Below are 16,293 nucleotides of genomic sequence, written 5' to 3' on the forward strand. Positions count from 1 at the left end.
GGTGGACGGTGGTGCCCGGTGAGCGGTGGTGCTCAGCCGAACTGCTGCTCCAGATCCTTGAGCTTGCGCTCCAGGGAGTCGAGACGGGGCAGCGTCTGGGTGTCGTCCTCCGCGGTGAGGTCCACCGTCCGGGTGTCACTGCCCCTGACGGCTTGGAGGGAGGGCCGGGGTCGAAGCGGCAGTTGTCCCGGGTCCGCTATGGCGGGTTCCGCGACGGCGGCCGGGACGGACGCCGAGGCGGAACCGGAGGCCTGGCCCGTGCCGGACCCCGGACCCGGGCCCGTACCCGGGGAGGCGTTGAGCGCCGCCATCTCGACCTGGCGCCCGCCGCCCCTGCCGAGCCCGAAGGCCCGGTGCTGGCGGTTGATCGCCTTGAGCCGCGCCCGGTCGAGCTTGACCTGGTCGCGCCTGCGGATGCGGTTCTGTTCCTTCTCCTTCCGGTCCTCGCGGACCTCGTCGACGGCCTCGTCCAGGGTCCGTACGCCCTCCAGGAGCATCAGCGACCAGGCGGCGAAGGTCTCCCGGGGTGCCCTCAGCCACCGGACGATCCGGATCTGCGGCAGCGGGCGGGGAACCAGGCCCTGCTCGCGCAGCGCGGCCCTGCGGGTCTGCTTGAGGGCCCGGTCGAAGAGCACCGCCGCCGAGAGGGACATGCCCGCGAAGAACTGCGGGGCACCGTCGTGGCCCAGGCCGCGCGGGGCGTGCACCCAGTTGAACCAGGCGGCCGCGCCCGCGAACAGCCAGACGAGCAGGCGCGAGCCGAGGGCCGCGTCGCCGTGGCTGGCCTCGCGGACCGCGAGCACCGAGCAGAACATGGCGGCGCCGTCGAGGCCGAAGGGGACGAGGTACTCCCAGCCCCCGGTGAGGTTGAGGTTCTGCCGGCCGAAGCCGACGAGTCCGTGGAAGGAGAGCGCCGCCGCGACCGCGGCGCAGCAGAAGAGCAGGCCGTACGAGGCGAATCCGTAGACCGCCTCCTTGCGTCTGCGACGTTCCTCGCTGCGTTCCCAGGAGTCCTCGGCCGCGGCCTGGTCACCGGCGCGCTTCCCGCGCGCGAGCACCGCCACCGCCGTCAGGACTCCGGCCACCATCACGCCACCCGGAAGCAGCCAGTCCAGCGATATGTCGGTCAGTCTCATGCGGTGTCCCTTGCATCGCAGTAGGGCGTTTGGCGGCCCATACTGGCCGACCCCGAGGGGTGCTCAAGGGGTTTCCGGGCAAGAGCACGCCATCGGGGCGCCAGGGCATACGAATAGGTGCGATCTGGTCGAATGCCCGTACGAGGGAAGGGGTTCGGGTTCGATTCACGTCACCCGTCCGGGTGGCGTAATCCCCCGGGAGCCTCAGGCGGTCGCGGCCAGTCGACGGACCCGGTCGGCATCGCAGGTGCGCGGGCAGGTGACGCAGGTGTCCTCGGGGCGCAGGGTGTAGAAGAAACAGCAGGTCGCCCGGTCGCGCGTGGTGAGCGGTCCTCCGTCGGGCCCCTCCGAACCGGGCAGCTCGCGGAAGCCCGCGGAGCCCGCGTACGGCTTGTACGGCTTGGCCGTCCCCGGCATCAGGAGTTCGAGCTCGTCCATCGCCCGCCGCTCCTCGCCGAGCAGTGTCCCGACGTACCAGAGGCCCTCGACGATCTCGTCCGTGGCCATTCCCCACAGGGCCCGGCGGCCGCGCCGCATCCGGGGGCCGAAGCCGTCGAGGACCGCCTCGAAGTGCTCGGCGAGCGAGGCGCGCACCTCGGCCCGCAGCGCGTCCTCGTCCGCGACGACCCGGGCGCCGGGCAGGGCGGCGGCGGGGTCGCCCGGCAGGCAGGCGAACTCCTCCACCCGGACCGCCAGCCGGCCGAGCGCCCGCTGGAAGGCCACGTTGCCGGCGGGCAGCCGGGGGACCCTGCGGTCCAGGAACCAGGGGACGGTGACGAGGAGGCAGGCCGGCCAGGCGTACCGGTGCAGTCCGAAGCTCGCGACGACGTCGGGGCGGGCCTGGGTGCCGTAGTCGCGCAGCACCTGCGCGTTGTCCCAGGCGAGGAAGGCGTCGAGGTCGGGGCCGCCGGCCGCGAGCGCCTCGGCGCCGACCCAGCCCGCGTCGCGCGGCAGCCGCCCACCGGGGGAGAGCTCCTCTATCCGCAGATGGGGGAAGACCTCGGCGAGGCGCGCGTACGCGGCCGCGACGGGCGAGGCCGGAGGGGCGGGCAACAAGGCGGGGACGGTCATGTGGACCACCGAATCGCGAGCGTTGGCAGGTTAGCCTTACCTTACCCGATTCGGGGTCACCTCTCACCACCTGCCACGGCCCCTACCAGCGGGGCAGCCCGCACGCCCTCGATGCCGGTCCGTTCGCCTATCGTGCACAGAGGACCCGGGCGACGCGAGCCGGGCCCGGTACGAGGCCGCAGGAGGACCCGGGTGGAGCAGGGCCCAGCGCGCGAGCGGGCGACGGAGAGGCCGTCCCCGCCCTTCGGTGACGCCGCACGCGCGGACGCCGCACGTACAGATCCCGCACAAGCGGACCCCGCACACGCCGACGCCGTACGCGTTCCCGGGCAGACCCGCGGCGCGCGGCAGGGGCCGGGCGTCCGGGGCGAGCACACCCGCGGCGGACCGTCGGCTCCCCGGCCCGCCGGCCTCCCCGCCCCCCGCGTCGTGCGGCACTCCGTCCGCGGCCAGATCCTCGACGCCCTCCGTGCCGCCCTCGTCGACGGCGAGCTCGTCCCCGGCGAGGTGTACTCCGCCCCCGTCCTCGGCGAGCGCTTCGGCGTCTCGGCCACCCCGGTCCGCGAGGCCATGCAGCGCCTCGCCGTCGAAGGGGCCGTCGAGGTCGTGCCCAACCGCGGCTTCCGCGTCACCGAGCGCACCCCCCGCGAGCTCGCCGAACTCGCCGAGGTACGCGCGCTCATCGAGGTCCCCGTCATGCTGCGGCTCGCCCGCACGGTCCCGGCCGCCCGCTGGGCCGCGCTCCGCCCGCTCGCCGAAGCCACGTCGGCCGCCGCCGCCCGGGGCGACCGCGCCCACTACGCGGAGACCGACCGGGCCTTCCACCGCGCCGTCCTCTCCCTCGCGGGCAACGAGCAGCTGCTCGCCGTCGCCGACGACCTCCACCGCCGCTCCCAGTGGCCCCTGATCAGCGCCCCCGTCCTCCGCCACGGCGTACTCGTCGCGGACGCCGCCGAGCACACGGCCCTCCTGGACGCCCTGATCGCCCAGGACCTGACCGTCGTCCAGACCCTGGTGCGGGAGCACTTCACCGGCTCGGAGTGCTAGGGCGTGTCCGGCGGACCAGGAGTGGTCCCGGCGGGGTGCCGGGCGGTGACGTGGAGCGCGGCGGACTCCCGTGTCCGCCCTTACTCGCGGCCGACGCCCCCGTACATCGCGACGTCCGGCACCGGTGTCTCCGGCCGCCACGCGGAGCAGGACACCACACCGGGATCGAGCAGCTCCAGGCCGTCGAAGTGGCGCGCGACGGCGGCCGGGGTCCGCTGCGTGAGCTTCGGGGTGCCGTGCTCGTTCCAGAACGCCACCGCCGCGTCGACATCCGGCATGTCGGGGTGGGTGACCGTGTGGGACAGGACGAGGTGGCTGCCGGGTGCGAGCGCGTCCATGAGCCGGCGGACGACCGTGTACGACTCCTCGTCGTCCTCGACGAAGATGACGACCCCGAGCAGCATCAGCGCGACCGGCCGCGAGAGGTCGAGCGTCTTCGCCGCCGCGGCCAGGATCGTGTCGACGTCCCGCAGGTCGGCGTCCAGGTAGTCGGTGCGGCCCTCGGGCCTCCCGACCAGCAGGGCACGGGCGTGCGCGAGGACGAGCGGGTCGTTGTCCACGTAGACGACCCGCGTGTCGGGGGCGACGCGCTGGGCGACCTCGTGCGTGTTGTCGGCGCTCGGCAGCCCCGTCCCGATGTCCAGGAACTGCCGGATGCCCTCCTGCTCGGTCAGGTGGCGCACCGCCCGTCCCAGGAACGGCCGGTCCGCCTTCGCGTACTCCCCGATCCCGGGATGCAGCTGCCGGATCCGGTCGCCGGCCTCCCGGTCGACTGCGTAGTTGTCCTTTCCGCCGGTCCAGTAGTTCCATATCCGGGCGGTGTGGGGTCGGGACGTGTCGATGCGCGATTCCGTATCGGTCACATCGCCAACGTATCGCAGCGCTCCGGCAACTCCCTTGTGGCAATGAGACGTTACCCCCGTTGTCGCCTTGCCCGCCGTCGGCTCGGTCCTCGACCCGTCCGGCCGGGGCGCCGGGTCCGCACCCGGTCCGGCCTGATCGACAAGGCCCCTCCCCGCTCCCCGGACCACTAAGGTCATTGACGTCAGCCGCCCGCACCGCGTCGCCCGTGAGGTGTCCCATGCCGTCCGCGACCCCGTCCCCGGCAGGGCACGGACGCCGACCCGCCACCGGTACGGAAGCGGGGGCCACGGCCCTGCTCGGCTGGCTCACCGATCCCGAGGCGCCCCGGCTCTGCCTGGTCACCGGCGCCCCCGGCAGCGGCAAGACGGCCCTGCTCGGCTGGCTCGCCGCGTACGGCCCACGGGCCGGCCGGCCGCGCCGCCGCGCGGCCCGGACGATCGTTCCGCTCGCGGGCCAGAGCGTGCTCGGCGCGACCTGGACGATCGCCGACCGCCTCGGCGTGGTCGCCAGGTCGCCCGGCGACCTCGTGCAGGCCCTCGCCACCAGCGAGGCACGGCCCGCCGGCCGCAGCGTCCTCCTCCTCACCGATCTGCACGCCGCCGCCGAACCCGCCGCGCTCACCGAACTGATCGCCGAACTCGCGGGCGTGGGCCGGATCCGTCTCGTCGTCGAGGCCCGCAGCGACACCCCGGCCCCCGCGGCCCTCCGCGTCGACCGCCGGGTCACCGTCGTGGACCTCGACGGCGAACCGGACCCCGCCGCCGACGACGCCCCCGGGGAGCGGACCCGGCCGCTGCCGGACCTCTCCGACCCGGTGGCCGTCTGCGTCGCCGATCCGCTGCTCGTCACCACGGCGTACGTGACCGGTTCCGCCGCCGCCGGACTTCCCGGCACCCTCGACGGCCCCGAGCCGTCCGCCCGCCCGGGTGAGGGCGCCGCCGGTGACCACGGCGGGCTGCGGACCGCCTGGATGCGGGCCGGACAGTCGCTCTGCCGCGAACAGCCCCCGTCCGAAAGGGCGTTGGTACTGCTTGCGGCGCTCGGCGACGGGGCCGACCCCCGACTGCGCCCCGCTCTGGCCGCGTTGGCGGAGGACGCCCCCTGGCGGCTCCGCTGGGCCCGTCACCGCGGCGACCTGACCCCGCCCTGGCCGGGCCCGGTCACCGTCCTCGGCGCGGCCGGCGGGCCCCTCGAAGGGACCCTGCTCGTCGGCGACCGCACCGGCGCCGTACGGCTGCTGCACGAGGCCGACGCGAGCCCCGCGGGACGTCTGGCGCACACCGTGCCCGGCCGGATCACCGCGCTCGCCCCCGCGCCGGACGGCACGGTGCTCCTCCTGGACGACCGGGGCAGGCTGCACACGGTCCGGGGGGCGGCGCCCCGCGCCCCGTACCTGGAGCGCCTCACGGAGGCGGTCTCGACGACCCTGGCCCGCCATCCGGGCACGGCCCTCGCGGCGATCGAGGGTTCGGTGGTGGTGGGGGACCGGCTCGGCTCCGTGCACGCCTTCGGCCTGACGGGCCTGCACCAGTCGGCCTCGCACAGCGGCCGGGTCACGGCGGTCTCGGCGGTCGAGTCCGAGACCCCGTTCGTCTGCTCGGGCGGCGCCGACGGGACGGTCCGGATCTGGACGCCGGGCCGCGACCCGCGCCCGGAACCCCTCGCCGAACGCCCTTCGCCGGTGGTCTCCCTGCACGCGACCCAGACCCCGCACGGTCCGCTGGTCGCCGTGGCCTGGGCCGACGGTCTCGTCGGCCTCCATCGCCCCGAGGGGGGCCGGACGCTGGCCTTCCGTCCGGGCCCCCCGGTCCGCGCGGTCGCCGTCACCGGCGCCGGCTCCCTGCTCATCGGCACCGACGAGAGTCTGGTGTGTCTCGTGCCGAGGAGTTGATCAGGCGTCACTTGGCTTATCCGCCAAGGTGCTTCAGGTGGCCGTCTGTGGAGTCAGCTGGCTCGCGAGCCAGGTCGGCACCCCGCCGAGGAGGCGGAAGAGACGGCGGGCCTCGGCGCGCAGACGGCCCGCCTCCGGTTCCGTCTCCGTGGTGGCGAGGGCGGTCAGGGCCGGAGCCGTACCGACCAGGTACCCCAGCTCCTCCCGGATGCGGAGCGACTCCGCGAAGCCGTGCCGGGCCTCCGCCAACTCCCCTTCCCGCAGCGCGAGTCCGGCGAGGTGCCGCCAGGTGGAGGAGAGCAGCAGCGAGTCCCCCTGCGCGGCCGCCCCCGCGTGCGCCCTGCGGTACGCGGCCCGCGCGGCCTGCGGGGAGTCGCCGAGGTTCTGCGCGATGAGTCCGCGCCGCAGGTCGAGCAGGGGCCGGCCCTCGGCGGAAGGGGCGATCAGGGCGGCGGCCCTGCCGAGCGCCATCCGGGCCTCGTCGGCCCGGTCGCGCACCCCGAGCAGCGTGGACGCGTAGGCGAGGTAGCCGCGTTCGCAGGCCGCGGCCCCGCGTTCCTCGTCGGTGCGGGCCACCGCCTCGGCCGCCCGGAGCGCCTCCTCCGCGTCGGCCCAGCCCTTCTCGGTGTAGAGGCAGCGCTCGATCAGCAGCGCGGCCCGTTCGAGTGCGGCGGCCGGTTCGGCCGCGTGCGGCGCGAGCAGCGCTGCCGCGTCCGTCCAGCATCCCCGGGACCGGAGCCGCCATATGGCGGTCTCGACGGGGGTCTCCTTGCCGTAGGCGAGGGACGGATCTCCGCCGCCCCTTGATTCGGAACCAGACATGGCGGTATCCGCCACATTGCCCTCCCCGAGCGCGCCATTGAGCTGTTGAGTGAGAACCGCATCAGAGCACGAAGGGGAGTACCTGGCCAAGGGGTCAGGTGAAAGATTTCACAAGAGCCCGGCGGATCGGGGTACGGCCGCGGGAAGGGCGGCCGACAGCCCGTCAGATCGCCGTGGGGCCCGTGATCGGGCCGCGGGGCGGCCCGCCGGCCGCCCCGGTCGGCGGGCCGTCACCGGCCCGGACGTCACTCCACCGGACTCGCCCGAAGGGATGAATCCCGAAGGTGACTTTCCGGCCCGGCCACGAGGCGGCCGGCTCACCCGTACGGGCGAGCGGCCGGTCCGTACGGCGATCGGCCGGTCACCCGTACGGCGATCAGCTCATCCGCAGGCCCCGTACGGCGATCAGCTCATCCGCAGGGCGAGGAAGAAGTCGAGCTTGTCCTCCAGACGCGACAGGTCGCGTCCGGTCAGCTGCTCGATCCGGCCCACCCGGTAGCGCAGCGTGTTCACGTGCAGGTGCAGCCGGGTCGCACAGCGCGTCCACGAACCGTCGCAGTCCAGGAACGCCTCCAGGGTCGGGATCAGCTCCGCGCGGTGGCGCCGGTCGTAGTCGCGCAGCGGGTCGAGCAGCCGGGCCGTGAACGCGCGCCGGACGTCGTCCGGGACGAACGGCAGCAGCAGCACGTGCGAGGCCAGCTCGTGGTGCCCGGCCGCGCAGACCCGGCCGGGGCGCGCGGCGGCGACCCGGCGGGCGTGCCGGGCCTCCTCCAGGGCCCCGCGGAGGCCCTCCGCCGAGTGCACGGCCGCGCTGACCCCGAGGGTGAGCCGTCCGTCGTCGGCGAGACCCGCCGAGAGCGGGGCCCGTACGGCGGCGAGCAGCGCGTCCGCGTGCAGGCCGAGGGCCGGGGCCGGGCCGTCGTCCTCGCTGTCCGGCAGCGGCCCCGCCGCCAGCGGGACGAGGGCGATGGCCTCGTCGCCGCTGTGCGCGACGGCGATCCGGTCGGCCGACTCCGCGCCCACGGTCGCCGGGTCGACGAGGATCTCCTCCAGGAGCGCCTGGGCGACCGGGCCGCCGTCCACGGCGGTGCCCTGACCGGCCTCCTGCTCCCACTCGACCCGGGCGACGACCACCTGCCAGTGCGGGGCCGTGCCGAGCCCGGGCAGCAGCACCGGGGCGGCGACCCGCAGCCTGGCCGCGATCTCGGCGGGCGCGGCGCCCGTCTGCACCAGTTCGAGGACCTCCTGGGCGAGCCGGCGCCGTACCGTACGGGCCGCGTCGCGCCGGTCCCGCTCGACGGCGATCAGCTGGGTGACGCCCTGGAGCAGGTCGAGCCGGGCGGCGGGCCAGTCCCCGGCGTCCGCCTCGACGGCGAGCAGCCAGTCGGACAGGACCGTCTCGCGCACGTCCCTCGCGGCGGGGACGGCGCCCCGGCCGGTGTTGCGGATCGGGAAGAGCGAGTACGCCGTTCCGCCGGTGCTCAGCCGGTGCGGGCCGCGCCGTCCGGTCCGGGTGGCGGCCAGGTGCTCACCCGCCAGGGTGGCGGCGAGACCGGCCGGGAGGGGCTCGCCCGCGCCCGCGATCTGGCGGCCGGTGGGGGAGAGCACCCAGGCCCTCAGGTCCAGGTCGGAGCCGAGCAGGTCGAGGACCACCTCGGGGCCGCCGCCCGCGGGACCCGAGGTCATGAGCCGCCGGTGCCGGTCCACGACGGCCGCCAGGTCGCCCGCCCGCTCGCCGGAGACCTGTCGAACAACGTGCTCGGTGATCGTCGCGAACGCAACGGACTCGTTCACCGCGAAGAGCGGCAGCCGGTGGCGCGAACACGCCTGTACGAGATCGTCGGGGATGTCGCCGAGCTCCGCCTCACCGGCGGCGAGGGCCGCGACCCCGGCCGAAGCCAGGATGCGGGCGAAGGGCTCGGCGTCGGCCGGCTCCCGCAGCCAGGCGAGACCGGTGAGCACCAGCTCACCGCCCGTGAGGTACCGGCTGGGATCCTTGAGGTCCGTCGTCATCACGCCGCGGACGGTGCGGTCCAGCTCGTCCTCGCCGCCGAGCAGGCGCAGCCCGAGCGCGTCGTTCTCCAGCAGTGCGCGCAGCCGCATCGTGTCGCCGCCGTTCCTTCGTCAGTGGGGTGGGGGGTGTCGCGTTGTCGCCGGTGGGGTGGTGCCACCGTTTCCAGGGGAAAACAGCGAGGTTTCTGTTCCCCGCCTTTCGTTCGAATCTACAAGACGACGACGGGAGCCAGCCAACTCCTTCATGTTTTCGGTGACTGCACCCGGGCGATCGTGGGCTTGTGTACTAGGCCACACACCGCGTGAACAGCACATGAACATGAAGTCGAGGGCCGGCCGTACCCCCGGAACCCTGCGCGACCCCTGATCACCAGAATCACTAGAAGAGAGCCACCATGGACTTCCTTCGCCCCGCCAGCTGGGAGGAGGCGCTCGCCGCCAAGGCCGAGCACCCCACGGCCGTGCCCATCGCCGGTGGTACCGACGTCATGGTCGAGATCAACTTCGACCACCGGCGCCCCGAGTACCTCCTGGACCTGAACCGCATCGAGCTTCTGCGCGAGTGGGAGGTCGGCGAGGAGAACGTACGGCTCGGAGCCTCCGTCCCGTACACCCGGATCATGGAGCACCTGCGGGCCGAGCTGCCGGGCCTGGCGCTCGCCTCGCACACGGTCGCCTCCCCGCAGATCCGCAACCGCGGCGGCGTCGGGGGCAACCTCGGTACCGCCTCGCCCGCCGGCGACGCCCACCCGGCCCTGCTCGCCGCGGGCGCCGAGGTCGAGGTCGAGTCGGTGCGCGGCAGCCGGTTCATCCCGATCGACGAGTTCTACACCGGTGTGAAGCGCAACGCGCTCCAGCCCGACGAGCTCATCAAGACCGTCCACATCAAGAAGGCGGACGGCCCCCAGCAGTACTCCAAGGTCGGCACCCGCAACGCGATGGTCATCGCGGTCTGCGCCTTCGGCCTGGCCCTGCACCCGGAGACCCGGACCGTGCGCACCGGCATCGGCTCCGCCGCGCCGACCCCGATCCGCGCCAAGGAGGCCGAGGCCTTCCTGAACGCGGCTCTGGAGGAAGGCGGGTTCTGGGACAACGGCAAGATCATCACCCCGTCGATCGCGAAGCAGTTCGGCGACCTCTGCTCGGGCGCCGCCAACCCGATCGACGACGTCCGAGGCACCGCCAAGTACCGCCGCCACGCCGTCGGCATCATGGCCCGCCGCCAGCTCGGCTGGACCTGGGAGCAGTACCGCGGCGCAGGCCGCACGCTTGAGGGAGCTGCATAACCATGCGCGTCAATTTCACGGTCAACGGTCGTCCGCAGGAAGCCGACGACGTCTGGGAGGGCGAGTCCCTCCTCTACGTTCTGCGTGAGCGGCTGGGTCTGCCCGGCTCCAAGAACGCCTGCGAGCAGGGCGAATGCGGTTCCTGCACGGTCCGCCTCGACGGGGTGCCGGTGTGTTCCTGTCTGGTCGCCGCCGGTCAGGTCGAGGGCCGCGAGGTCGTCACGGTCGAGGGTCTCGCCGAGTACGCCAAGCAGCGTACGGAACACGGTGGTTGCGCCTCCGGCGCCTGCGGCACCTCGCTCGACGCGGCCAAGAAGTGGGAGGCCAAGCCCGGTCAGGACTCGCAGACCGGTGAGGGCGTCGAACTGAGCCCGATCCAGCAGGCGTTCATCGACGCCGGCGCCGTCCAGTGCGGTTTCTGCACCCCCGGTCTGCTGGTCGCGGCCGACGAGATGCTGGAGAGCAACCCGTCCCCGACGGACGCGGACATCCGCGAAGCCCTCTCCGGCAACCTCTGCCGCTGCACGGGTTACGAGAAGATCCTCGACGCGGTCCGCCTCGCGGCCGCTCGCCAGGAACGTCAGGGAGAGGCGGTCTGACGATGGCCCAGAACACACGCACCGTTCCGGCGGGCACACCCACCGACGTCACCCAGAAGCACGTCAAGGGCGGCGTCGGCGAGTCCACCCTCCGCCCCGACGGCACCCTCAAGGTCACCGGCGAGTACGCCTACTCCTCGGACATGTGGCACGAGGACATGCTGTGGGGCCAGATCCTGCGCTCCACCGTCGCGCACGCCGAGATCGTGTCCATCGACACCTCCGAGGCCCTCGTGATGGACGGCGTCTACGCCGTCCTCACCCACGAGGACCTGCCGGCCGCGAAGAACTACGGCATGGAGTTCCAGGACACCCCGGTCCTCGCGTACGGCAAGGTCCGTCACCACGGTGAGCCGGTCGCCCTCGTGGCCGCCGACCACCCGGAGACCGCCCGCCGCGCCGCCGCCAAGATCAAGGTCGAGTACCGGGAGCTGCCCCTCATCACCGATGAGGCCTCGGCGCTCGCCCCGGACGCGATCCTGGTCCACGAGAACCGCGACGACCACCACTCCGGTCACGTACCGCACCCGAACATCGTGCACCGCCAGCCGATCATCCGCGGCGACGCCGACGAGGCCGCCAAGCGCGCCGACGTCATCGTCAAGGGCGAGTACACCTTCGGCATGCAGGACCAGGCCTTCCTCGGCCCCGAGTCCGGCCTCGCCGTACCGGCCGAGGACGGCGGCGTCGACCTGTACGTCGCCACCCAGTGGCTGCACTCGGACCTCAAGCAGATCGCGCCCTGCCTCGGCCTGCCCGAGGAGAAGGTCCGCATGACGATGGCCGGCGTCGGCGGCGCGTTCGGCGGCCGCGAGGACATCTCGATGCAGATCCTCGCCTCCGTGCTCGCCCTGCGCACGGGCAAGCCGGTCAAGATGGTCTACAACCGCTACGAGTCCTTCTTCGGGCACGTCCACCGGCACCCCGCCAAGCTCTACTACGAGCACGGCGCCACCAAGGACGGCAAGCTCACCCACCTGAAGTGCAAGATCGTGCTCGACGGCGGCGCGTACGCGTCGTCCACGGCCTCGGTCGTCGGCAACGCCGCCTCCCTCTCCGTCGGTCCGTACGTCGTCGAGGACGTCGAGATCGAGGCGATCGGCCTCTACAGCAACAACCCGCCCTGCGGCGCCATGCGCGGCTTCGGCGCGGTCCAGGCCTGCTTCGCGTACGAGGCCCAGATGGACAAGCTCGCGGCGAAGCTGGGCATGGACCCGGTGGAGCTGCGCCAGCTCAACGCCATGGAGCAGGGCACGATCATGCCGACCGGCCAGGTCGTGGACTCGCCGGCCCCGGTCGCCGAGCTGCTCCGCCGCGTCAAGGCCCGTCCGCTGCCGCCGGAGCAGCAGTGGCTCGCGGCCGGCGAGGAGGCGGACGTCCGCGCCCTGCCGGGCGGCCTCTCCAACACCACGCACGGCGAGGGTGTCGTGCGGGGCGTCGGCTACGCCGTCGGCATCAAGAACGTCGGCTTCTCCGAGGGCTTCGACGACTACTCGACCGCCAGGATCCGCATGGAGGTCATCAACGGCGAGGCCGTCGCCACGGTCCACACGGCCGCGGCGGAGGTCGGCCAGGGCGGTATCACCATCCACGCCCAGATCGCCCGCACCGAGCTCGGTGTCCAGCAGGTCACCATCCAGCCCGCCGACACCCAGGTCGGTTCGGCCGGTTCGACCTCCGCGGGCCGCCAGACCTACATGACCGGTGGCGCCATCAAGAACTCCTGCGAGCTCGTCCGCGAGCGGGTCCTGGAGATCGGCCGGCGCAAGTTCGGCTCGTACCACCCGGCGTGGGCCAACGCCGAACTCCTCCTGGAGGGCGGCAAGGTCGTCACCGACGGCGGCGAGGCCCTCGCCACCATCGCGGACGTCCTGGAGGACCAGGCCGTGGAGGTCGAGGAGGAGTGGCGGCACCGCCCCACCCAGGCCTTCGACCTCGTCACCGGCCAGGGCGACGGCCACGTCCAGTACGCCTTCGCCGCGCACCGCGCGGTGGTGGAGGTCGACACCGAGCTCGGCCTGGTCAAGGTCATCGAACTGGCCTGCGCCCAGGACGTCGGCAAGGCGGTCAACCCGCTCTCCGTGATCGGCCAGATCCAGGGTGGCACCACCCAGGGCCTGGGCGTCGCGGTGATGGAGGAGATCATCGTCGACCCGAAGACCGCGAAGGTGCGCAACCCCTCCTTCACGGACTACCTGATCCCCACGATCCTCGACACGCCGACCATCCCGGTCGACTACCTCGAGCTGGCCGACCCCAACGCGCCGTACGGCGTGCGGGGCATCGGCGAGGCCCCGACCCTGTCGTCCACCCCGGCCGTGCTCGCGGCGATCCGGAACGCGACGGGCCTGGAGCTCAACAAGACGCCGGTCCGCCCCGAGGCGCTCACCGGCACCCTCTAGGAACTCTCCGGGCGGTACGTGCCTCCCAGGAACGTCACACTTCCCAGCCCGTACCGCCCGGAGTATCCCCCAGCAGTACCCGCACCACCCGCGGTACCAGCAGTCACCCGCAGTACCCGCAGTACCGATTCACTTCGTTCGTCTCGGGCCGTCCCCCGGGTCGTGCAGCCCACGCAGCATCCCAAATCCCGCAGCTTCAACCAGATCCGAACTCCTTCGAAGTCTGATGCGGGTGCCCCTTTGAACCTTGGGAGTAGGCCCCATGACCCAGTCGTCTGTGGAGCCCAAGACCGCTTCGGAGGACGCGGGCTCCGGCTCCAACGTCCCCGCCGGGCGCTCTTGGCTCGACCGGTACTTTCACATCTCGGAGAGAGGATCCACCGTCGCGACGGAGATCCGCGGCGGCGTCACCACCTTCATGGCGATGGCGTACATTCTCCTGCTCAACCCCCTGATCCTCGGTGGCAAGGATGTGGCCGGCAACGTCCTCAGCCAGCCCGCCCTCATCACCGCGACCGCGCTCGCCGCGGCCGTGACCACTCTCCTGATGGGCTTCTGGGGCAAGGTCCCGCTCGCCCTCGCCGCGGGCCTCAGCGTCTCCGGTGTGCTCTCCTCGCAGGTCATCGCCGTCATGACCTGGCCGCAGGCGATGGCCATGTGCGTGGCCTACGGCGTGATCATCTGTCTCCTGGTGGTCACGGGCCTCCGCGAGATGATCATGAACGCGATCCCGCTGGCCATCAAGCACGCGATCACCATCGGCATCGGCCTCTTCATCGCGATCATCGGCTTCGTCAAGGCCGGCTTCGTGCACGAGAACCCCGCCCCGGGCGGTGGCCCCGTCTCCCTCGGCCCGGCCGGTGAGCTCATGGGCTGGCCCGTCCTCGTCTTCGCCGTCACCCTGCTGCTGATCTTCGCGCTGCAGGCCAGGAACGTCCCCGGCGCCATCCTGATCGGCATCGTCGCGGGCACGGTCATCGCCATGATCGTCAACGCGGTCGCCGACATCCCGGCCAAGGGCGCGGGCGCCTGGTTCTCCGGCCCGCCGGAGCTCAAGGGCAGCGCCGTCTCCGCACCGGACTTCTCGCTCATCGGCGACGTGTCCTTCAGCGGCTGGGGCGACGTCGGCTACATCACGATCACCATGATCGTCTTCACCCTGGTGCTCGCCGGCTTCTTCGACGCGATGGCCACCATCATCGGCGTCGGCTCCGAGGCCAACCTCGCCGACGACAAGGGCCGCATGCCGGGCCTGTCCAAGGCACTGTTCATCGACGGCGCCGGCGGTGTCATCGGTGGTGTCGGCGGCGGCTCCGGCCAGACCGTCTTCGTCGAGTCGGCCACCGGCGTCGGCGAGGGTGCCCGCACGGGCCTCTCCTCCGTCGTCACCGGCGCCTTCTTCGCGGCCTGCCTCTTCTTCACCCCGCTCACCGCGATCGTGCCGGCCGAGGTCGCCTCCGCCGCCCTGGTCGTCATCGGCGCGATGATGATGCAGAACGCCAAGCACGTCGACTGGAGCGACCGCTCCGTGGCGATCCCGGTGTTCCTCACCGTGGTCCTGATGCCCTTCACGTACACCATCACCACGGGTGTCGCGGCCGGTGTCATCTCCTACGCCGTCATCAAGGTGGCGCAGGGCAAGGCCCGCGAGGTGGGCGCCTTCATGTGGGGCCTCACCGCGATCTTCGTGGTGTACTTCGCGATCCACCCGCTCGAGAGCTGGCTCGGCGTCAGCTGACGCCGCCGCCCTCCCACACCTTCCAGAGGAGAACCGAGATGCTGGACATCGCCGAAGAGCTCAACCGGTGGGTCGAGCAGGGACGCGACTTCGCCGTGGCCACCGTGGTGGCCGTCGGCGGCAGCGCGCCCCGGCAGCCGGGCGCCGCACTCGCCGTCGACAGCGAGGGCACGGCGATCGGCTCGGTCTCCGGAGGGTGTGTGGAGGGTGCGGTCTACGACCTGTGCGTCCAGGCCCTCGACGACGGCAGGACCGTCGTCGAGCGCTTCGGCTACAGCGACGAGGACGCCTTCGCGGTCGGTCTGACCTGCGGCGGAGTCATCGACATCCTCGTCACCCCGGTCCGCGGCGGGGTCTTCCCCGCCGCGCTCGCGGCCGCCGCCACGGGGGAGGCGGCGGCCCTGGCCCGGATCGTCGCAGGACCCGAGGAACTGATGGGCCGGGCCCTCCTGGTCCGCCCCGACGGCTCGTACGAGGGGAAGCTCGGCGGCCACCCGGAGCTGGACCGCACCGCCGCGGGCGAGGCCCGCGCGATGCTCGACGCGGGCCGCACCGGCGCCGTGGAGATCGGCGCGGACGGCAGCCGCTGCGGGCAGCCGCTGACCCTCCTGGTCGAGTCCTCGGTCCCCGCCCCCCGCATGATCGTCTTCGGTGCCATCGACTTCGCCGCCGCCCTCGTCCGGGTCGGCAAGTTCCTCGGCTACCACGTCACCGTGTGCGACGCGCGGCCCGTCTTCGCGACGCCGGCCCGCTTCCCCGAGGCCGACGAGATCGTCGTCGAATGGCCCCACCGCTACCTGGAGTCGACGGAGACCGACGGCCGGACCGTCCTCTGCGTCCTCACCCACGACGCCAAGTTCGACGTCCCCCTCCTCAAGGCCGCCCTGACGCTTCCCGCCGCCTACATCGGCGCGATGGGCTCCCGCCGCACCCACGAGGACCGCAACAAGCGCCTCCGCGAGGTCGGCGTCACCGAACTCGAACTCGCCCGCCTGCGCTCGCCGATCGGCCTCGACCTCGGCGCCCGTACGCCCGAGGAGACCGCCCTGTCGATCGGCGCCGAGATCGTCGCCGACCGCCGCGGCGGCAGCGGCGTCTCCCTCACCGGCGCCCACACCCCGATCCACCACGACGGCCCCCGCGCACCGGACGGCCGCATAGGTTCCGTCGCCTGAGACCCCGGCCGCCCGCGGCGCTCAGTGCGCCGCCCGGTCCCGTACGGTCGACGCCCAGGCCGGCTGCTCCTCCGCCGCCTCCGCCTCGGCCCGCCGGCCGCCCCTGGCGAAGAAGTCCGCGAGCGGCAGGATCGCCGCGCCGACCGTGACCGCGTCCGGGCCCAGGGTGCCCAGGCCGATGCCGGTGCGGCTGGCCGGGTAGTCGAGCGCGTACTCCTTCGCGTACCCCTTGACGGTCTCCAGGAAGCG

Annotated in this window: 12 protein-coding genes and 1 pseudogene; 7 read left to right on the forward strand and 6 right to left on the reverse strand. The window is 73.0% G+C overall.

Annotated features, from left to right (window positions below):
* Positions 1 to 32: 32 nt before the first annotated feature.
* Positions 33 to 1,136, reverse strand: coding sequence for a DUF2637 domain-containing protein (locus ACFWUY_RS36885; protein WP_384120413.1), 1,104 nt, complete (start codon positions 1,134 to 1,136; stop codon positions 33 to 35).
* 204 nt (positions 1,137 to 1,340) lie between these two features.
* Positions 1,341 to 2,207 carry a (2Fe-2S)-binding protein gene (locus tag ACFWUY_RS36890; protein ID WP_384120415.1) on the reverse strand — a complete coding sequence of 289 codons (867 nt, stop codon included), beginning with the start codon at positions 2,205 to 2,207 and terminating at the stop codon, positions 1,341 to 1,343.
* Between the two features lie 192 nt (positions 2,208 to 2,399).
* Here ACFWUY_RS36890 and ACFWUY_RS36895 point away from each other — a divergent pair, with 192 nt between their 5' ends.
* Positions 2,400 to 3,254 carry a GntR family transcriptional regulator gene (locus tag ACFWUY_RS36895; protein ID WP_384120417.1) on the forward strand — a complete coding sequence of 285 codons (855 nt, stop codon included), beginning with the start codon at positions 2,400 to 2,402 and terminating at the stop codon, positions 3,252 to 3,254.
* Positions 3,255 to 3,334: 80 nt separating this feature from the next.
* Here ACFWUY_RS36895 and ACFWUY_RS36900 read toward each other — a convergent pair whose 3' ends face one another.
* Entirely contained in the window at positions 3,335 to 4,117 is a 783-nt protein-coding gene (locus tag ACFWUY_RS36900) for an SAM-dependent methyltransferase (RefSeq protein ID WP_384120419.1), read from the reverse strand.
* A 218-nt stretch (positions 4,118 to 4,335) separates the two neighbouring features.
* On the opposite strand from ACFWUY_RS36900, the gene ACFWUY_RS36905 reads away from it, so the two are divergent.
* Positions 4,336 to 6,009: a WD40 repeat domain-containing protein gene (locus ACFWUY_RS36905; protein ID WP_384120421.1), complete on the forward strand. Its 1,674-nt coding sequence runs from the start codon at positions 4,336 to 4,338 to the stop codon at positions 6,007 to 6,009.
* Between the two features lie 33 nt (positions 6,010 to 6,042).
* On the opposite strand, the gene ACFWUY_RS36910 is transcribed toward ACFWUY_RS36905, so the two are convergent.
* Positions 6,043 to 6,831 (reverse strand): hypothetical protein, encoded by a 789-nt coding sequence (locus tag ACFWUY_RS36910; protein WP_384120423.1) that lies wholly within the window; start codon positions 6,829 to 6,831, stop codon positions 6,043 to 6,045.
* A gap of 405 nt (positions 6,832 to 7,236) precedes the next feature.
* The gene (locus ACFWUY_RS36915; RefSeq protein WP_384120425.1) at positions 7,237 to 8,934 is read right to left on the reverse strand and encodes a PucR family transcriptional regulator; all 1,698 of its coding nucleotides are present in this window, start codon (positions 8,932 to 8,934) and stop codon (positions 7,237 to 7,239) included.
* A gap of 305 nt (positions 8,935 to 9,239) precedes the next feature.
* On the opposite strand from ACFWUY_RS36915, the gene ACFWUY_RS36920 reads away from it, so the two are divergent.
* The 5 genes from ACFWUY_RS36920 (at position 9,240) to ACFWUY_RS36940 (ending at position 16,044) form a co-directional block, all read left to right on the forward strand.
* A complete protein-coding gene (locus ACFWUY_RS36920; RefSeq protein WP_384120427.1) occupies positions 9,240 to 10,130 on the forward strand; it encodes an FAD binding domain-containing protein in 891 nt (296 codons plus the stop codon).
* Between the two features lie 2 nt (positions 10,131 to 10,132).
* Positions 10,133 to 10,729 carry a (2Fe-2S)-binding protein gene (locus ACFWUY_RS36925; RefSeq protein ID WP_384120429.1) on the forward strand — a complete coding sequence of 199 codons (597 nt, stop codon included), beginning with the start codon at positions 10,133 to 10,135 and terminating at the stop codon, positions 10,727 to 10,729.
* Between the two features lie 2 nt (positions 10,730 to 10,731).
* Positions 10,732 to 13,131: a xanthine dehydrogenase subunit D gene (pucD, locus tag ACFWUY_RS36930; protein WP_384120431.1), complete on the forward strand. Its 2,400-nt coding sequence runs from the start codon at positions 10,732 to 10,734 to the stop codon at positions 13,129 to 13,131.
* 262 nt (positions 13,132 to 13,393) lie between these two features.
* Positions 13,394 to 14,869 carry an NCS2 family permease gene (locus ACFWUY_RS36935; protein ID WP_384120433.1) on the forward strand — a complete coding sequence of 492 codons (1,476 nt, stop codon included), beginning with the start codon at positions 13,394 to 13,396 and terminating at the stop codon, positions 14,867 to 14,869.
* Between the two features lie 38 nt (positions 14,870 to 14,907).
* Entirely contained in the window at positions 14,908 to 16,044 is a 1,137-nt protein-coding gene (locus tag ACFWUY_RS36940; RefSeq protein ID WP_384120436.1) for an XdhC family protein, read from the forward strand.
* 21 nt (positions 16,045 to 16,065) lie between these two features.
* On the opposite strand, the pseudogene ACFWUY_RS36945 reads toward ACFWUY_RS36940, so the two are convergent.
* Positions 16,066 to 16,293 (reverse strand): annotated as a pseudogene (locus ACFWUY_RS36945) (sugar kinase); the annotation flags it as partial.

Origin of the sequence: Streptomyces sp. NPDC058664, from assembly GCF_042716635.1 — a bacterium.
Taxonomy (GTDB): Bacteria; Actinomycetota; Actinomycetes; order Streptomycetales; family Streptomycetaceae; genus Streptomyces.